General features: G+C 59.5%; 15 protein-coding genes. 10 read left to right on the top strand and 5 right to left on the bottom strand.

Annotation, left to right across the window (positions count from 1 at the left end):
- The first annotated feature begins 4 nt into the window (after positions 1-4).
- Positions 5-331, top strand: a complete 327-nt coding sequence (locus FIL88_RS01630; RefSeq protein WP_142852076.1) for a hypothetical protein — start codon at positions 5-7, stop codon at positions 329-331.
- 2 nt (positions 332-333) lie between these two features.
- On the opposite strand, the gene FIL88_RS01625 is transcribed toward FIL88_RS01630, so the two are convergent.
- Positions 334-2376 (bottom strand): NADH:flavin oxidoreductase, encoded by a 2043-nt coding sequence (locus tag FIL88_RS01625; RefSeq protein ID WP_142852075.1) that lies wholly within the window; start codon positions 2374-2376, stop codon positions 334-336.
- A 97-nt stretch (positions 2377-2473) separates the two neighbouring features.
- Positions 2474-4033 carry a trimethylamine methyltransferase family protein gene (locus FIL88_RS01620; protein WP_142852074.1) on the bottom strand — a complete coding sequence of 520 codons (1560 nt, stop codon included), beginning with the start codon at positions 4031-4033 and terminating at the stop codon, positions 2474-2476.
- Between the two features lie 86 nt (positions 4034-4119).
- On the opposite strand from FIL88_RS01620, the gene FIL88_RS01615 reads away from it, so the two are divergent.
- The 3 genes from FIL88_RS01615 (at position 4120) to FIL88_RS01605 (ending at position 8667) form a co-directional block, all read left to right on the top strand.
- Positions 4120-4755, top strand: a complete 636-nt coding sequence (locus FIL88_RS01615; protein ID WP_142852073.1) for a TetR/AcrR family transcriptional regulator — start codon at positions 4120-4122, stop codon at positions 4753-4755.
- A 103-nt stretch (positions 4756-4858) separates the two neighbouring features.
- Positions 4859-8089, top strand: coding sequence for a reductive dehalogenase (locus FIL88_RS01610; RefSeq protein ID WP_246066585.1), 3231 nt, complete (start codon positions 4859-4861; stop codon positions 8087-8089).
- Positions 8090-8181: 92 nt separating this feature from the next.
- Positions 8182-8667, top strand: coding sequence for a fasciclin domain-containing protein (locus FIL88_RS01605; RefSeq protein ID WP_142852072.1), 486 nt, complete (start codon positions 8182-8184; stop codon positions 8665-8667).
- A gap of 64 nt (positions 8668-8731) precedes the next feature.
- Here FIL88_RS01605 and FIL88_RS01600 read toward each other — a convergent pair whose 3' ends face one another.
- The 3 genes from FIL88_RS01600 to FIL88_RS01590 are packed head-to-tail and all read right to left on the bottom strand — an operon-like array spanning position 8732 to position 12260.
- Positions 8732-10114, bottom strand: coding sequence for a sensor histidine kinase (locus FIL88_RS01600; protein ID WP_142852071.1), 1383 nt, complete (start codon positions 10112-10114; stop codon positions 8732-8734).
- A gap of 36 nt (positions 10115-10150) precedes the next feature.
- Positions 10151-11521 carry a dihydrolipoyl dehydrogenase family protein gene (locus tag FIL88_RS01595; protein ID WP_142852070.1) on the bottom strand — a complete coding sequence of 457 codons (1371 nt, stop codon included), beginning with the start codon at positions 11519-11521 and terminating at the stop codon, positions 10151-10153.
- A gap of 1 nt (position 11522) precedes the next feature.
- Positions 11523-12260: a TVP38/TMEM64 family protein gene (locus FIL88_RS01590; protein ID WP_407642348.1), complete on the bottom strand. Its 738-nt coding sequence runs from the start codon at positions 12258-12260 to the stop codon at positions 11523-11525.
- Between the two features lie 262 nt (positions 12261-12522).
- Between FIL88_RS01590 and rpmH the strand changes: the two genes are divergently transcribed.
- The 6 genes from rpmH (at position 12523) to ttcA (ending at position 15175) form a co-directional block, all read left to right on the top strand.
- Positions 12523-12657 carry a 50S ribosomal protein L34 gene (rpmH, locus tag FIL88_RS01585; protein WP_133484898.1) on the top strand — a complete coding sequence of 45 codons (135 nt, stop codon included), beginning with the start codon at positions 12523-12525 and terminating at the stop codon, positions 12655-12657.
- Between the two features lie 17 nt (positions 12658-12674).
- Entirely contained in the window at positions 12675-13115 is a 441-nt protein-coding gene (rnpA, locus tag FIL88_RS01580; RefSeq protein WP_142852069.1) for a ribonuclease P protein component, read from the top strand.
- Positions 13112-13360 (top strand): membrane protein insertion efficiency factor YidD, encoded by a 249-nt coding sequence (yidD, locus tag FIL88_RS01575; protein ID WP_142852068.1) that lies wholly within the window; start codon positions 13112-13114, stop codon positions 13358-13360. The genes rnpA and yidD overlap by 4 nt, the downstream gene beginning before the upstream one ends.
- A 353-nt stretch (positions 13361-13713) precedes the next feature.
- Positions 13714-13938, top strand: a complete 225-nt coding sequence (locus FIL88_RS01570; protein WP_142852067.1) for a hypothetical protein — start codon at positions 13714-13716, stop codon at positions 13936-13938.
- A gap of 104 nt (positions 13939-14042) precedes the next feature.
- Positions 14043-14273, top strand: a complete 231-nt coding sequence (locus FIL88_RS01565) for a hypothetical protein (protein ID WP_142852066.1) — start codon at positions 14043-14045, stop codon at positions 14271-14273.
- Positions 14274-14335: 62 nt separating this feature from the next.
- A complete protein-coding gene (gene ttcA / locus FIL88_RS01560) occupies positions 14336-15175 on the top strand; it encodes a tRNA 2-thiocytidine(32) synthetase TtcA (RefSeq protein WP_142852065.1) in 840 nt (279 codons plus the stop codon).
- Positions 15176-15187: the final 12 nt, after the last annotated feature.

Genomic DNA, 15187 nt, shown 5'->3' with positions numbered 1-15187 from the left:
CCCGATGAACAGAACCGAGTTTATCATCGTCACCGCCATCATTCTTTTCGTGGCCTTCGTGCTGGGTTGGTTTGCTCATTGGCTGATCCACCGTTTCGTGCAGGTGCAAGGCAGCGAAATGAGCGAGCTGGACAAGATGGCGCACGCCCTGCACGAGGCGGAAGAAACCCGCGATCAGGCGATCACCTATCTGCAATCGCGCGAGGCCGAGATGGCAAACCAGCTGCACCAGACCGAGGCCGAACTGCGCGCCGCGATGGATGGTCTTCGGGATGCCCGCCACGAAGCAGAAGAGCTGCGCGCGTATATCGAACGCACGCAACAGGCTTAAGTCTACAAGTCTTTCACCAAGCGAAGCGCGTCATAGATGGCGGCATGCGTATTGCGTGCGGTCACGGCGTCTCCGATGCGGAACAGCTGGAACCCTCCGTCGGGATTGGAGCGGATGGTCTGCGGGCGGCCCTCGATCAGTGCGTCATGATCCACTTCACCCCGGTTTGATGACAGCTCTTTCAGGTCAAAATACAGATCAGCCATCGGCATCGTGCCATAGTTCACCACCACCTGATCATAGGTCGCTTCGCGGGTGAACTCGGAATAATCCGTGCCCAAAGTAACCGTCAGGCGATTGCCATCACGCTGAATATCCTTCAGGCGCTCGGTCACGGTGAACCGCACGCCTTTGGGCTGAAGGGAGCGCATGTATGGCACAAGGTTCATCGCCATGATGTCGGGGGCAAAGACGCGATCCGGTGTCATCACCTCGACATTTGCACCCGACTCGGCAGCGATCTCGGCGGCCTGCAGCGCCGGATGATCGCCGCTTTCATCATAGATCAGTACATCTCCCGCGCATTTCACGTCACCCGCGATCACGTCCCACGCACTGACGGCCAGTTCCTGTTCGCCCGTGGTCTCGAACAGCTCGAGATTTGGCAGACCGCCAGTGGCGACGATCACAACATCTGGGTTCAGGACGGTGACGTCCGAGGCCTCGGCCCATGTGTTGAAATGGAAGGTGACATCACGCGCCGCACATTGCGCCATGCGCCAGTCGATGATGCCGATCATCTCGCGTCGACGCGGGGTCTGCGCGGTTAGACGCACCTGGCCACCGGGATCGGGTTGCGCCTCGAAGACGGTCACCTCATGACCACGCTCGGCAGCAACCCGCGCGGCTTCAAGCCCCCCCGGCCCAGCGCCCACGATCACCACCTTGCGGGGTGTGGCCGCTGAGGCGATCTCGTGCGGCATGGTCAGCTCGCGCCCAGTGGCGGCGTTATGGACACACAGCGCATCCCCCGCCTGATAGATCCGGTCCAGACAGTAGGTCGCACCGACACAGGGGCGAATATCTTCTTCGCGCCCTTCGATGATTTTCTTCACGATATGCGGATCGGCCATATGCGCGCGCGTCATGCCGACCATATCCAACTGCCCCGAGGAGACCGCGTGGCGCGCAGTTGCCACATCAGGAATGCGGGCCGCATGAAAGGTGGGCATGCCGATCTCTTTGCGAACCCGCCCCGCGAAATCCAAATGAGGAGACGCCGGCGCACCCTGAATAGGAATCATGTCCGTCATCGCGGGGTCCGTATGAATGCGCCCCCGGTTGATGTTCAGATAGTCCACATGCCCGCAGTCGCGCAGCATCCGGGCAATTTCCAGCCCCATTTCGGGATCGATTCCGCCGGTTTCGACCTCGTCCGGGGCAAAACGCACCCCTACAATGAACGCGCGACCCACGCGTGCCCGCACAGCCTCGATGATATCCATCGTCAGCTTCATCCGCCCGGCAAGGTCTCCTCCATACGGACCGTCCAACCGGTTGGTCAGAGGCGAGATGAACTGATCCAGAAGATGCCCATGGGTCATCACCTCGACCCCATCCATGCCACCTTCTTTCATCCGCTCGGCAGAGTCTGCGAAGTCCGAGATGATCCGCGAGATATCCCAGTCCTCGGCCATTTTGGGGAAGGCGCGGTGGGCAGGTTCACGGTGCGGCGTTGAACAGACCGGCGGCAACCAGTCGCCCTTGTTCCACCCCGTCCGCCGCCCCAGATGGGTCAACTGGATCATGCAGGCCGCGCCATGTTCGTGCACCGCATCGGTCAGGTTCTTGATCCACGGAACCACCTCGTCCTTATAGGCAAGGATGTTGTTGAAGACCGGCGGGCTGTCTTTCGACACCGCCGCTGATCCCGCGGTCATGGTCATCGCTACACCTGCCTTGGCCCGTTCAGCGTGATAGGCTGCATAACGCTCCTTCGGCATCCCATCCTCGGGATAGGCCGGTTCATGGCTCGTTGTCATAATCCGGTTTCTCAGTGTCAGATGCCCCAATTGATATGGCTGCAAAAGTGGATCGTTCGACATCATCCATCCTTCTCGGCTTTGGGCGTTTCGCCCACATTTTCTTGTCTCAAATATCCTGGGGGAGCGTCGCAGACGCGGGGGCGAAGCCCCACCGCCCTCAGTACCAAGCGTCTTCCATCAAGGCTTTCTTGCGTGCAACGAAGTCCTTCAGCGCCTCGTCTATCGCAGGATCCATTTCTGGTGCCTCATAGGCCGCAAGCTGCGCTTTCCAGCGTTGGTTCGCACGGGCCGCCATGTCAATCTCGCCTTGCTCGTCCCATGTCTCCCACGGTTGATTGTCGTCCAGCGCGCTGTCGTAATAGGCTGTTTTATAGTGGCGCATCGTATGCGCGGTCGAAAACAGATGCTCGCCCGGTCCCTGCTCGGCCAAGGCATCAAAGCCCAGCGTGTCCTCGTTCACGATCACCCCGCCGCAATAGGAATGCAGCGCACCACACAGATCCAGATCCAGCATAAATTTCTCGTAGGACATAGACAGAAGCCCATCGAGGAACCCGGCAGAATGCAGCAGGTAATTCGCTCCGCACTGCACCGCAGACATCATCGACATCATCGCTTGCTGCATCGCCTGCGCGTCGGGAAGTTTCGAGGTCGAGAAGTTTCCCGCGCAGCGCAATGGCAGGTTCAACCGCCGAGCCAATTGGCCGTAAACAAGACTGCCCACCGCAGGTTCCGCCGTGCCAAATGTAGGCGACCCCGACCGCAACGACATGGAGCTGAGGAAGCTGGCCAGCACAACCGGCGCGCCGGGGTGCTCTAGCTGTGCAACGGCGCAAGACACCATGCTTTCCGCCAGACATTGCGCTACGGATCCCGCCATGGTCAGGGGGGACACCGCTCCGCCCAGCAGGAACGGCAGGTGGATTGACCCCTGCCCCGCACGTGCATATTCGCGAATGCCCTGCGTTGTGATCCCGTCCAACACCAACGGGCTGGTGGTATTGAAGTTCCCCATAATGACACAGTTCTGATCGACGAAATCGGCACCAAACAACACCCGGCACATCTCGACACTGTCGGCGGCACGCTCTGGCGCAGTGACCGAGCCAAGAAACGGCCGGTCGGAATAGCGCATGTGGGCATAGACCATATCAAGATGGCGCTTGTTCACGGGAACATCCGTCGGCTCGCACACCGTCCCGCCAGAATGGTGCAACCACGGGCTGGCCTGCCCCAGCTTCACAAAGTTCTGGAAGTCCTCAAGCGTGCCATAGCGGCGCCCCTTGTCCAAATCCATCACAAACGGGCTGCCATAAGATGGCGCAAAGACCACGTTATCCCCGCCGATCTGAACAGTGTTGGCGGGGTTACGGGCGTGCTGGGTGAAGACGGGCGGAGCCGTCTGCAAGATCTCGCGGATCATGCCCGGTGCGAACTTGATGTTCCAGCGCGTATCATCCAGCGGCGTGACCGTGCCACCGGCCTTGCGGAACATCTCGACCGTTTCGGGATCGTCGCGAAATTCAATGCCGATCTCGGCCAGAATACGGTCGGCTGTGGCTTCGATCTGCACGAGCGCATCTTCGCCAAGGATGTCATAGGTGGGAATGCCGCGCTTGATATAGGGCCGCTCCAAATGCGGATTTTGGCCCGGCGATCCATCGCGCGCCTGCCGCCTTCCACGGCTGCGTCGCCGCGCTGTTGTTGGCTCGCTCATCACATCCTCCCTTGTCATGAGTCGCTTACTTGACATAAGTGACATCTGATTTGACACACGTGTCAAGTCACCTATGATGCGCGATTATGGCCAAAAACGACACGCCCCACCCCCGCGCCTCGGCCCGCCCTCGCGCTTCGGAACGTATGTGGCTTGATGCTGCACTTGAATTGCTGATCTCGTCTGGTGTGGACGGAGTGAAAATCATGCCGCTGGCCAACCGGCTTGGCCTGACCCGCACCGGGTTCTATCACCACTTTCGCGACCGCGAGGCGTTGCTCGGCGCCATGATCAAACGGTGGGAGGACAAGAACACCGGCAATCTGGTCGCGCAATGCGCCCTCTATGCCGAAACGATCGGCGAGGCGATGTTCAACCTTCAGGATTGCTGGTTCAAGAAAGACCTGTTCGACGCGCAGCTTGATCGTGCGATCCGCAACTGGGCCGACCATGATGCCGCGCTTAAACGGCGCGTTGATCACGCAGACGCCCAGCGCAAGTCCGCCATCAAGTCGATGTTCGAGCGCTTTGGCTATCCCCCCGGTGATGCCGAGGTCCGCACGATGGCGATCCTTTACACGCAGGTCGGCTATATCGCGATGGAGATCACGGAAGACCCAATCGGCCGGATCGATCGCGTTCCGTTATATGTTGAACTATTTACCGGGAAATCACCCACAAAGCGCGAGGTTAAGCGGTTTCGCTCTCGGAATGGATATTGAATCCAATTTTACTCTAGCGCCTCATTTGCAAACGTGCTTTTGGTAACCATACACGTTAAAGCCTTAGCTGGACCAAGGATGGCACCCGACCTTAAGTCGGGACATGCTGACTGCCCCGGCAAACTGGACGACCGACATGCGCCTGTTTTCGACACGACATCGGCCCGTAGATCTGGGCCCCTACCCGCTTGAACGACTGCGCCGTTGCGACGTAGCGGTCGGGCTGGATCAGGTTGCGCCCGACCCGCACTTGTCCTTTCACCGGCCCGACCGACCCGAAAGCCTTGTCAACGCAATGGCCCCTCATCAGGCGGCGCTGGACGCGATCCGGGATGGAGAGGTTAATCCAACCCGCTCGTCTATCCCTTCGGATCCCGACGAACGCTCCCGGCATTTGAAAGCGTTTGGCTATTACTCGGATGCGTCGATGGTTGGGATCACGCAGCTGGACGAAACATCCCTGCGCGAAACACCGGTCGAGAACCCCGGCATTCAAGATCTGGTCACCGCTCTTGGCACACGCGAGGTAAGGACGCTGGCGGCTGGGATCGACACCCTGATGGCCGAGTTGAAAGAGAGCCTGTCGTCCGGAATTCGCCCCGTAACAGATCACACCCACGCGATTGTCTTCCTGTATGAACACCACCGTGACCCCCGTGCCGACGAACCGGGTGCGGATTGGATCATGGACGCGCAGGACCATCGCGCTTGCCTTCTGTCCTCGGAAACGGCCATCGTCATCGCGAACTATCTGCGGCTTTTGGGGTTTGACGCAAAGGCCCATACGGGGGCTGCCAGCGATGTGTGGATGTCGCGGCTTGCTGTGCAGGCCGGGCTGGCTTGGGCGACCCCGGACGGCCTGCAAGCGCCGTGGGTTGGCGAACAGTTCGGCCTTGCCGTCGTGACCACGGATATTGCACTTACGCCCGACCGCCCCCTTGCGCCCCAGCCCGATCAGCCGAATTTGACCGGGCTTCGTTGGACACTGGGCGTGGACAGCACCAAGTCCGGTCTGAACCGTGATCCTTATGCACGTCGTGACTATGCCCAAGGACCGCTGCCGTTCGAGCGTCTGAAACGTGTCGACCAACCTACATCCTATATCGACGAAGAAAACGTCGCCCGCGTACCGAAACGATCCGACATGTTCGCCCGTGCGCAGTTCGGGGATATGGGCAAGCATTTGCACAAACATTCCTCGGGCGGGATGTATGTGCGCAAATCCGCCCCCAGTTATGCACAACGGCGCGCGCTTGGAGCCTTCACACCGTTGCAGGACGGACCCGTAGCAAATGGTGCGCGACCGACGGACGCAGAAGCCAATGCCGCCGCGCTGCGTGCCGCCAGCTATTTCCTTGGGATCGACGCGGCTGGCACCAGCCGCTGCCCGGATTGGGTCTGGTACAGCCACGACGCCACCGGGGCCGAAATCGTGCCAACCCACGACAACGCCATCTCGATGATCGTGGATCAGGGCTTTGAAACGATGGAGGGCGCATCCGGTGATGATTGGATCGCCGTCAGCCAATCCATGCGTGCCTATCTGCGGTTTTCGCTGATCGGCGGCGTCATCGCGCAGCAAATTCGCAACCTCGGCTATTCGGCCAAGGCGCATACGGTGATGGATGGAACGGTGTTGCAACCACCACTTCTGCTGCTGGCTGGGTTGGGCGAGATCAGCCGGATCGGCGAGGTCATTCTGCACCCGCTTCTGGGGCCACGTTTGAAGTCAGGGGCGGTGACGACAGACATGCCGCTGGCCCATGACAAACCAATTGATTTCGGCCTGCAGCGCTTCTGCGAAAGCTGCAACAAATGCGCACGTGAATGTCCTTCAGGCGCGATCACTGCCGGACCGAAGAAAATGTTCAACGGCTATGAGATCTGGAAATCTGACAGCCAGAAATGCACCACCTATCGTGTGACCCAGCCGGGGGGCGCGATGTGTGGGCGTTGCATGAAAACCTGCCCGTGGAATCTGGAGGGCCTTTTCGCACAGACCCCGTTCCGCTGGGCCGCTTCGAACCTTCCCGGCGCGGCACCTGTCTTGGCCAAACTGGATGATGTTGTTGGCAATGGCGGCCTGAATGAGGTCAAGAAATGGTGGTGGGATCTAGAGCTGGGGCCGGATGGCGGATACCACGCGCCCAATGCACCGGTGAACCGCCGCGACCTTCAGCGCGAGATTGACCTGAAACCCGAGGACCAGACCCTTGCGACCTATCCCGCGCCCTTGGCCCCACCGCCCGCCCCCTACCCGTTCCCAATGGATCGCGAGGCTGGAATTGCGGCTTATGAGGCGATGATCTCGGCCAAGGAATACCGCGCTCGGAAGGCACGCGGGGATCTGTCGATGGTGCATCGCTATGTGGTGCCCGATGACAGCCCGGTGTTGCAGCTGTCGCTGTCCAAGGTCGAGCAGATGACGCCGGGCGTGACGAAATACGAGCTGTCCTCGCTTGACGGATCAGAGCTTCCCGCATGGACTGCCGGGGCGCATCTGGACGTGCTGGTATCGCCCGATTTCTTGCGGCAATACTCGCTGTCCGGTGACCCCGCCGACCGAAAACGCTATCAGATCGGCGTCCTGCGCGAAGAGGATGGGCGCGGTGGTTCAGCGCTTCTGCACCGGATCTTCACCGAGGGCCGCAAGGTCTTTGTTTCGAAGCCCATCAACCATTTTGAACTGGTTGAAGACGCGCCCAAGACCTTTCTTATGGGCGGCGGTATTGGCGTCACCCCGATGATCGCCTTTGCCCATCGCCTGCATGCCATCGGCGCGGATTTCGCACTGCATTACTCAGCCAGCAGCCGGAAAGATGCAGGGTATCTGGACGATCTGGCCGCAATGCCGTGGTCGGACAACGTGCATTTGCATTTCTCGGATGAAGGCAGCCGTGCCGACTTCGATACCGTTCTAAGCCGTGCACCAAATGGAACGCATGTCTATGCCTGCGGGGCGGATCGTTATATGGATGCCGTGATGCAGGCGGCGGAACGCCAGGGCATCCCGGACGCCGCACGACATCTGGAATATTTCAGCGTGCCCGAGCAGCCGGATTATGAAAACCACCCCTTCACCCTGCACCTGAAAGACGGTCGCAAGATTGACGTTTCAGCCGATCAAACCGCCGCCGATGCGCTGAACAATGCTGGGCTGCATGTGGATGTAAAATGCTCGGACGGGATCTGTGGTGTGTGCAAATGCGACGTGTTGTCAGGCGATGTCGAGCACCGAGATTTTGTTCTCTCCAACGCCCAGCGCGAAGGCGCAATGATCCTGTGCCAAAGTCGCGCAAAAACCCCGAATGGAGAGATCACGCTGAACATGTGAACGGCGCGACTCTCACGAAATCGTTAACATTGCAGGTGATCCGCCCATCTGACACGCCCGTAATCCTTGTATCTGACAACAAGGAGAACAACATGCTTCGTCGTACTTTCATCGCCATCACCGCAGCCGCCACCTTTGCCGCACCGGCATTCGCGGATGGCCACTCTAAAGATATCGTCGACACCGCCGTCAGCGCTGGCAGCTTCACCACACTGGTCGCCGCCGTACAGGCCGCAGGCTTGGTCGACACCCTGAAGGGCGAAGGTCCCTTCACCGTCTTCGCCCCCACGGATGACGCTTTCGCAGCCCTGCCAGAGGGCACTGTCGAAACGCTTTTGATGCCAGAAAACAAAGACAGGCTGGTGTCGATCCTGACCTATCACGTCGTCCCCGGCAAAGTGATGTCTGGCGACCTGTCAGACGGCATGATGGCCGCCACCGTACAAGGCGCTGAAGTGAAAATCGGCACCATGTCGGGCGTAACGGTTCAGGGTGCCAACGTCACAACCGCAGATATCGAAACCTCGAACGGTGTGATCCATGTGATCGACAGCGTCATCCTGCCGCCAGAAAGCTAAGGCTATTACCCCCACTCACGTCAGGTCAGGGGTCGCCACAGGCGGCCCCTTTTTTGCCCGCTGGCTAATCCGCGATGGCGCGTGGCAGTGTGATCACGAAGGTGGTGCCCGTCTCATCTGTGCGTTCCAACTCTAACGTGCCACCATGCCCGCGCACCAGCTCGGCCGAGATTGCCATCCCCAGACCGGATCCGCCCTTTCGACTGGTGCCGGCAAAAGGTTGAAACAGGTGATCCCGAGATGACTTGGGCAAGCCCGGCCCGGTATCGACCACGCGGATCAGCCAGTCCGTCTCCGTTTCGCTGGCTTGCAAAGCAATCTCGCCCGGCTTGCCAGAGGCCACGATGGCCTGCCGCGCGTTACGCACAAGGTTGGATAGCACGCGGTACAGTTGCTCGGGATCGGCGCGCAGGTTCAGACCAGCGGGGATATCCTCGGCAAAGGACAGATCATGATCCCCGGCGGACAGGCGTTCGCTTTCGATAATATCGGCCGTAAGCTCGGCCAGATTGAAGCGGTTCATCGTCGGAGCAGGTTCTTCCGCCTTGCCGAAGGCCAATGTATTTTCACACAGACTGACCGCGCGGCTGATCGAGTTCATAAGCTTGGGACCCACGCGTTTCACCAAGGGATCTTCGCTGGTTTCCATCCGGTCAGCAAACAGCTGCGCCGTGGTTAAGACATTTCGCAAATCGTGACTGATCCGGGCAACCGCGCCGCCCAGTTGTGCCAGCCGTTCTTTTTGTTTCAACGCACCTGTCAGGTCAGTCTGAAGGCTGCGCAGGGTCACTTCGGCCTCGCGCAATTCGGTCACACTGGTGGCGGGGGCGATAATGCGCCGCGCGTCCTCGGGGTCTGCTGCATAGGCTTTCATATTGCCCACGACGCCCTTGATCGGGCGCACGATCAGGCTTTGCACCGCCAAGAACAGCAAAAGCGCTGTTATGACCGAGATTACGGCAGACAGAAGCAGAATATTTACGCCGTAGTCAATCATCGCAGCCCGTAGTTTCGAGGTCCACATCGTGATCTCGATCACCAACCCACCTTCGCGCACCGGGTCGCCGATGACGCGAATCACCTCGGGTGTTGGGTTAAACAGACGCATCATGGCATCACGGATCAGCACCATCGCATTTGCTTCGCGCAGGTCAAAATCTGTTGTCACCGCATCTGGCGGGGTCGAAGACAGCATCAGCTCGCGCATTTCATCACGGCGCAACACGACGTTATAGACTTCGGCGTTTTCCAGAAGCTCGGCTTCCAGCTCTGGCGCGATCATGTCATCAGCCAGCAGCGCCAGCGACGCGATCTGCGCGCGCTCCAGCCGGTCTTGCAGATAATCGGCCCGAAACCGCGCAACCGACGGCACGAAGATCAAAATCTCGGCCAGCATGACGAACAGCGTTGTCAGGATCAGAAATCGGCCGGAAAGAGTATTGAACACTTGCGCGCCCCCACCAGTTCAAACTGTCAGTTCAGTTTACGGGATGAATTTCTGAACGAACCCCACCACCCGCTTGACCTTAGGGTTATCAAAAAGTCGCGGCGAGAAATAGGCCCCCGCCGCCCGCTTGCTGATTTCCGCCATGGTCGGGTATGGCGCAACCATGGCCGCAATCTGTCCCATTTTCAAACGGTTGGCGATAGCCAGCGCCCAAAGGGTGATCATCTCACCCGCGCCGGGACCAACGATCGAGACGCCAACCGGGCGTCCTTTGACGATCATTACCTTGATCAGCCCCTTGGCCTGCTGGGTTGCGATGGCACGGTCATTCCCAGCGAAGTCGAACCGGGCAACCTCCAGCTTGTCACCGTGAGTCTTGCGCGCCTCAGCTTCGGTTAGGCCGATCTGCGCCAGTTCCGGCGCGGTATAGGTTGCCCACGGGATGTGATCTGTTCGCTGCTTGGACGGCAGGCCGAACAGCATCGAACGGATAATGACACCCGCATGGTATCCAGCGACATGGGTAAATTGCAGCCCACCCGCGACGTCTCCAATGGCATAGACCTTCTTGTTGGTGGCGCGCAGGCTGGCATCGACCTTGATGCCCGCGCGAGTAGGCTCGATCCCGGCAGCGTCAAGGTTCAGCTTGTCTGTGTTGGCTTTGCGTCCAACGGCCATCAGAAGATGCGTGCCTGTGAAGATGCGACCATCCTTGGCCTCAACCTCGACCGCGCCGGCTTTGCCACGGATTTCGGCGGCCATGGCGTCTTCTTCAATGGCGATGCCTTCGTCACGCAAAGCGGTAAGCACCTGCGCAGCCATCTCGGGATCATCCCTACCCAGCGCCTTGGCGCCTTCGATCACGGTCACCTCGCAGCCCAAACGACGATGCGCCTGCGCCATCTCCATGCCGATGGGACCACCACCGATGATCAGCAGATGATCGGGACGCTCCTTCAGCTCGAAAATCGTCTCGTTCGTTTCATAGGACACATTCTCAATGCCCGGAATGGGCGGCACGAAAGGCGACGAGCCGGTCGAGATCACAAAGCGCCGTGCCTCGATGATATAGTCGCCCGCCTGTACTTCTTTGGGCGAGATGAACTGACCGTATTCGGTGATGACACGCACACCCAACCCTTCGAACCGCTCAACCGAATCGTGGGGTTCGATGGTGGCGATGGTGGCACGCACATGCTCATGTGCCGCGTTCCATTCCATGCCTGACTTACCCGCATGCAGCAGCGCCTTTGACGGCACGCAACCATAGTTCAGGCAATCCCCGCCCATCTTATGGCCCTCAAGCAGCACCACGGATGCCCCCATCTGCACAGCCCCCGCCGCCACCGACAACCCGCCCGAGCCTGCACCGATGATGCAGACATCCGTCTTGATACGTTCAGCCATGTCAGGCGTCCTTCTTGAAAAGTTTCAGCACCATTGGAAGGGCAGCCAGCGCGGCCAGCCCCAGCATGGGCAGCAGGATGTGAGGCTCGAAAATGATGCCAAGATCCGGGGTTTCGCCGCGGGCGAAGACCTCGCCCAGACCTGCCCCCACTGAAGTATAGACCAGCCCGCCAGGGATGATGCCAAGGAAGGTCGAGATGACAAACCGGTGCAATGGCACACCGACAAGGGCGGGGATCAGGTTCGCGACAAAGAAGGGCACAGCTGGGACCAAACGGATCAGGAACAGGACCGACCACTGGTTTTCATCGATCCCATCTTTGATGTTCTTCACAGCGCCTTCACTGCCTTCCATCTTGGCGGCCAGTTTCTCGCCCAGCCCCCAGCGGGCGGCCAGAAAGATGATCGTGGCGCCGAGTGTCGCCGCCGTGACGTTGAACAGCACGCCGGGGAAGGTTGCGAACAAAAAGCCTCCGGTCAGGGTTGCAATGGTCGCGCCGGGCAGCGAAAAGCCGACGATTACGACATATGCAGCGATGAACGCCCCAACGGTCAGCAGGTAATTGGCATCCCGGAAGGTCAATAGTGCCTCGCGATTCTGTGCAAGGGTCTCGAAGCTAAGGTAATCACGCAGGGTAAACGCGCCAATCACCGCAACGCTGAGAATTGCAATCAGGGGCAAACGGCGCAGCAGCGCGTTCTGTGGGGCCTTCGACATTTGCGTGTCGGGGTCGGTCATCATCATGGGTCTTTCCGGTTAATGCAGCGTGTTCGCAAACAGGCCGCGGTGGTTGACAGCAACATGAGCGCAAACACCCGCCTTGCCCACCCACCTCACGCTTGCTTGAACAGGGGTGAAGAAATCGCGTATGGATGTAACAAAATACGCGAAAATATTTCATCAGGCATTTGACTTGCCCCTGAATGCCCCCTATAGACCGGGCTTCGAATGACACACGCTCCGAATCCACCGGGATTGGGGGCACTAACGGAGACGGGCGATGAAACGCACTTACCAACCTTCGAACCTGGTTCGCAAACGCCGCCACGGCTTTCGCTCGCGCATGGCTACTAAAGCCGGTCGCAAGATCCTGAATGCCCGCCGCGTACGTGGCCGGAAGTCGCTGAGCGCATAAGCGCTCGGGTCGCAGGCATGTCTGCGCCCAAGGCTGACAAAACGAAAACCGCCGAGGCCGATGGGTCTGCGGCGGTTTCCGTTTGCGTGGACGTTCCCAAACTGATCACCCTGACCGAGCGGCGCGACTTTCTGGCCGCCGCCCGCGCCCGCCGCGCGCCCGCGCCTGCCTTTTTGCTGCAGGCCCGCAAACGGCGTGACGGTGAAAAGGCAACGCCGGATCAAACGCGCATCGGCTTCACCTGCTCGAAAAAGGTCGGCAATGCGGTCGTGCGCAACCGCGCCAAACGCCGCCTGCGCGCCATCGCGCGCGAGGTTCTGCCCGGCTTGGGCAAGCCCGGCTGGGATTATGTGCTCATCGGTCGCGCTGAAAAGACCGTGCTGCGTGACTATATGGATTTGAAAGCGGACCTTGCCCGCGCCATAGACCAGATCCACGCCCCACGAAAGAAATCATGAGCCCCGCTGCCTTCATCCTGTCCCTACCGATCCGCGCCTACCGCCTGATCTTCAGCCCCTGGGTCGGGTGGAACTGCCGCTATCAACCCACCTGCAGTGCCTATGCGCTGGAAGCACTGCAAAAGCACGGTGCCTTTAAGGGGGGCTGGCTTGCCGCGAAGCGCATTGCGCGGTGCAATCCGTGGGGGTCATGCGGATATGATCCGGTGCCCGGGTCAAAACATGATTGTAGCACTCACGAATGATACAATCGTGTCCAAGTGGCCACAGGGAGCTGCAACTTCCACACGAAACTTGAGATTTGCTCTGATTGCGCTAAACAGGCGCCATCCGCAACGCTCAAGCAGAAGGAGGCGTTACATGACGAATATCAGCGCTCTCCGCCCATGCTATGTTGCGGCTCAATGGACCTTTCAGACCTCGTGACCTCTGCGTCGCACGCCTGACGGCTCCGTTCTGCCCACACACCGGGCCTTCCTCTAGCTGACATATGAAACCTGACCACGGCCGCTTTGCGTCCGTTGTCTTAAGGCATCTCAGCTTTCATTCAGACAAACCCAAACTTTAAGAGGACCGGTCCCGTGCCGGTATCCAACCCATGATGGACTCGAATTTTCATTCTGAACCCGTACGGCTGAACGATCTGCTGGACGAACTGATCGCAGTACATGGCGCGATGCGTGTGCTGCGGGCGCTTGCGATGCGCCTGGTGACACGGCGTGCGCGGCACTATCCGCTGGACCACGTGTCCGACCACCTGCGTCGTGACGTCGGGCTTCCGCCCGGCCACCCTCCGCCAAGCTTCCGCGATCCGCGTCTGTAATCCGCGCAAACGACCCGCCCCATATTCGGGGCGGGTCAGAAAGCGCTTGACCTAAAGTTCACTTGAGGTCCGACAACGCTATTACACCTAAGGAAAGACCGATTATGACCTACTCATTGACCCTTCCGCCACGCCGCGCCCGTGCGCGTCGTGGCGCAACGCAACTGCTTTCACTGATCACCTGGTTCAGCCAATCGCGTGTTCAACGTGCAAGCCTGTTTGCCAAACGCAGACCCGCCCATCGCACTATGGATCTGCCCACAGCAATCCAACGTGACCTTGGTCTGGCAACACGCAGCTCCACCCTTCCCTCGCAGCGCCAGCACCTGCTGTAAGCTGCGGGGCAACCCGCAGGCCGACCCTTGCCGGGCAGGGCATTTTCGCCTATGTCGCGCCCATGAAAGATCAGCTCGACGATATCCATCCGCTGTTTCACGGCGCACCCTCGACCACCGAGTTCAAGAAGCTGCGCAAGCGCATCATGCGCAATGTGCGCGAAGCCTTGGATCAATATGGAATGGTCGAACGCGGCGCCAAATGGTTGGTCTGCCTGTCGGGCGGCAAAGACAGCTATACGATGCTTGCCGCACTTTACGAGCTGCAATGGCGGGGTGTCCTGCCGGTCGAGATCTTGGCCTGTAATCTGGATCAGGGGCAGCCGGGCTTTCCGGCCACGGTATTGCCGAAGTTTCTGGAGGAAATGCAGGTGCCGCACCGGATCGAATACGAAGACACCTATTCGATCGTCATGGACAAAATTCCGCAGGGTCGCACGTTCTGCTCACTCTGCTCTCGCCTGCGCCGCGGAAACCTTTACCGCATCGCACGCGAAGAAGGCTGTTCGGCTGTGGTCTTGGGCCACCACCGTGACGACATATTGGAAACTTTCTTCATGAACCTTTTCCACGGCGGGCGGTTGGCCACGATGCCCCCCAAGCTGGTAAACGAAGAAGGCGACCTCTTTGTCTATCGCCCTCTGGCACATGTCGCCGAGGAGGATTGCGAGAGATTCGCTACGCAGATGAACTATCCGATTATTCCCTGTGACCTTTGCGGATCGCAGGATGGATTGCAGCGTCAGCAGGTGAAAAAGATCATCGACGGTTGGGAATCCAACTTCCCGGGGCGCCGCCAGATCATGTTCAAGGCGCTTATGAATACCCGGCCCAGTCACCTGCTGGACCCGCAACTCTTTGATTTTGCGGGGCTGGTTCGAGATTCATCGAAGACCGACTGAAAATAAAGTCAA

Source organism: Aliiroseovarius halocynthiae (assembly GCF_007004645.1).
Lineage (GTDB): Bacteria > Pseudomonadota > Alphaproteobacteria > Rhodobacterales > Rhodobacteraceae > Aliiroseovarius > Aliiroseovarius halocynthiae.
Note: the sequence above shows the minus strand (reverse complement) of the source record. Positions and strands in the feature narration are given on the sequence as shown.

What these genes read in the sequence shown, in the direction of transcription:
- FIL88_RS01615 (WP_142852073.1), top strand. Translation starts at nt 4,120, where the DNA reads ATGGCCAAAAACGACACGCCCCACCCCCGCGCCTCGGCCCGCCCTCGC.
- FIL88_RS01570 (WP_142852067.1), top strand. Translation starts at nt 13,714, where the DNA reads ATGATGGACTCGAATTTTCATTCTGAACCCGTACGGCTGAACGATCTG.
- FIL88_RS01630 (WP_142852076.1), top strand. Translation starts at nt 5, where the DNA reads ATGAACAGAACCGAGTTTATCATCGTCACCGCCATCATTCTTTTCGTG.
- FIL88_RS01625 (WP_142852075.1), bottom strand. Translation starts at nt 2,376, where the DNA reads ATGTCGAACGATCCACTTTTGCAGCCATATCAATTGGGGCATCTGACA.
- FIL88_RS01590 (WP_407642348.1), bottom strand. Translation starts at nt 12,260, where the DNA reads ATGACCGACCCCGACACGCAAATGTCGAAGGCCCCACAGAACGCGCTG.
- FIL88_RS01595 (WP_142852070.1), bottom strand. Translation starts at nt 11,521, where the DNA reads ATGGCTGAACGTATCAAGACGGATGTCTGCATCATCGGTGCAGGCTCG.
- FIL88_RS01610 (WP_246066585.1), top strand. Translation starts at nt 4,859, where the DNA reads ATGCTGACTGCCCCGGCAAACTGGACGACCGACATGCGCCTGTTTTCG.
- FIL88_RS01605 (WP_142852072.1), top strand. Translation starts at nt 8,182, where the DNA reads ATGCTTCGTCGTACTTTCATCGCCATCACCGCAGCCGCCACCTTTGCC.
- FIL88_RS01620 (WP_142852074.1), bottom strand. Translation starts at nt 4,033, where the DNA reads ATGAGCGAGCCAACAACAGCGCGGCGACGCAGCCGTGGAAGGCGGCAG.
- ttcA (WP_142852065.1), top strand. Translation starts at nt 14,336, where the DNA reads ATGAAAGATCAGCTCGACGATATCCATCCGCTGTTTCACGGCGCACCC.
- yidD (WP_142852068.1), top strand. Translation starts at nt 13,112, where the DNA reads ATGAGCCCCGCTGCCTTCATCCTGTCCCTACCGATCCGCGCCTACCGC.
- rpmH (WP_133484898.1), top strand. Translation starts at nt 12,523, where the DNA reads ATGAAACGCACTTACCAACCTTCGAACCTGGTTCGCAAACGCCGCCAC.
- rnpA (WP_142852069.1), top strand. Translation starts at nt 12,675, where the DNA reads ATGTCTGCGCCCAAGGCTGACAAAACGAAAACCGCCGAGGCCGATGGG.
- FIL88_RS01565 (WP_142852066.1), top strand. Translation starts at nt 14,043, where the DNA reads ATGACCTACTCATTGACCCTTCCGCCACGCCGCGCCCGTGCGCGTCGT.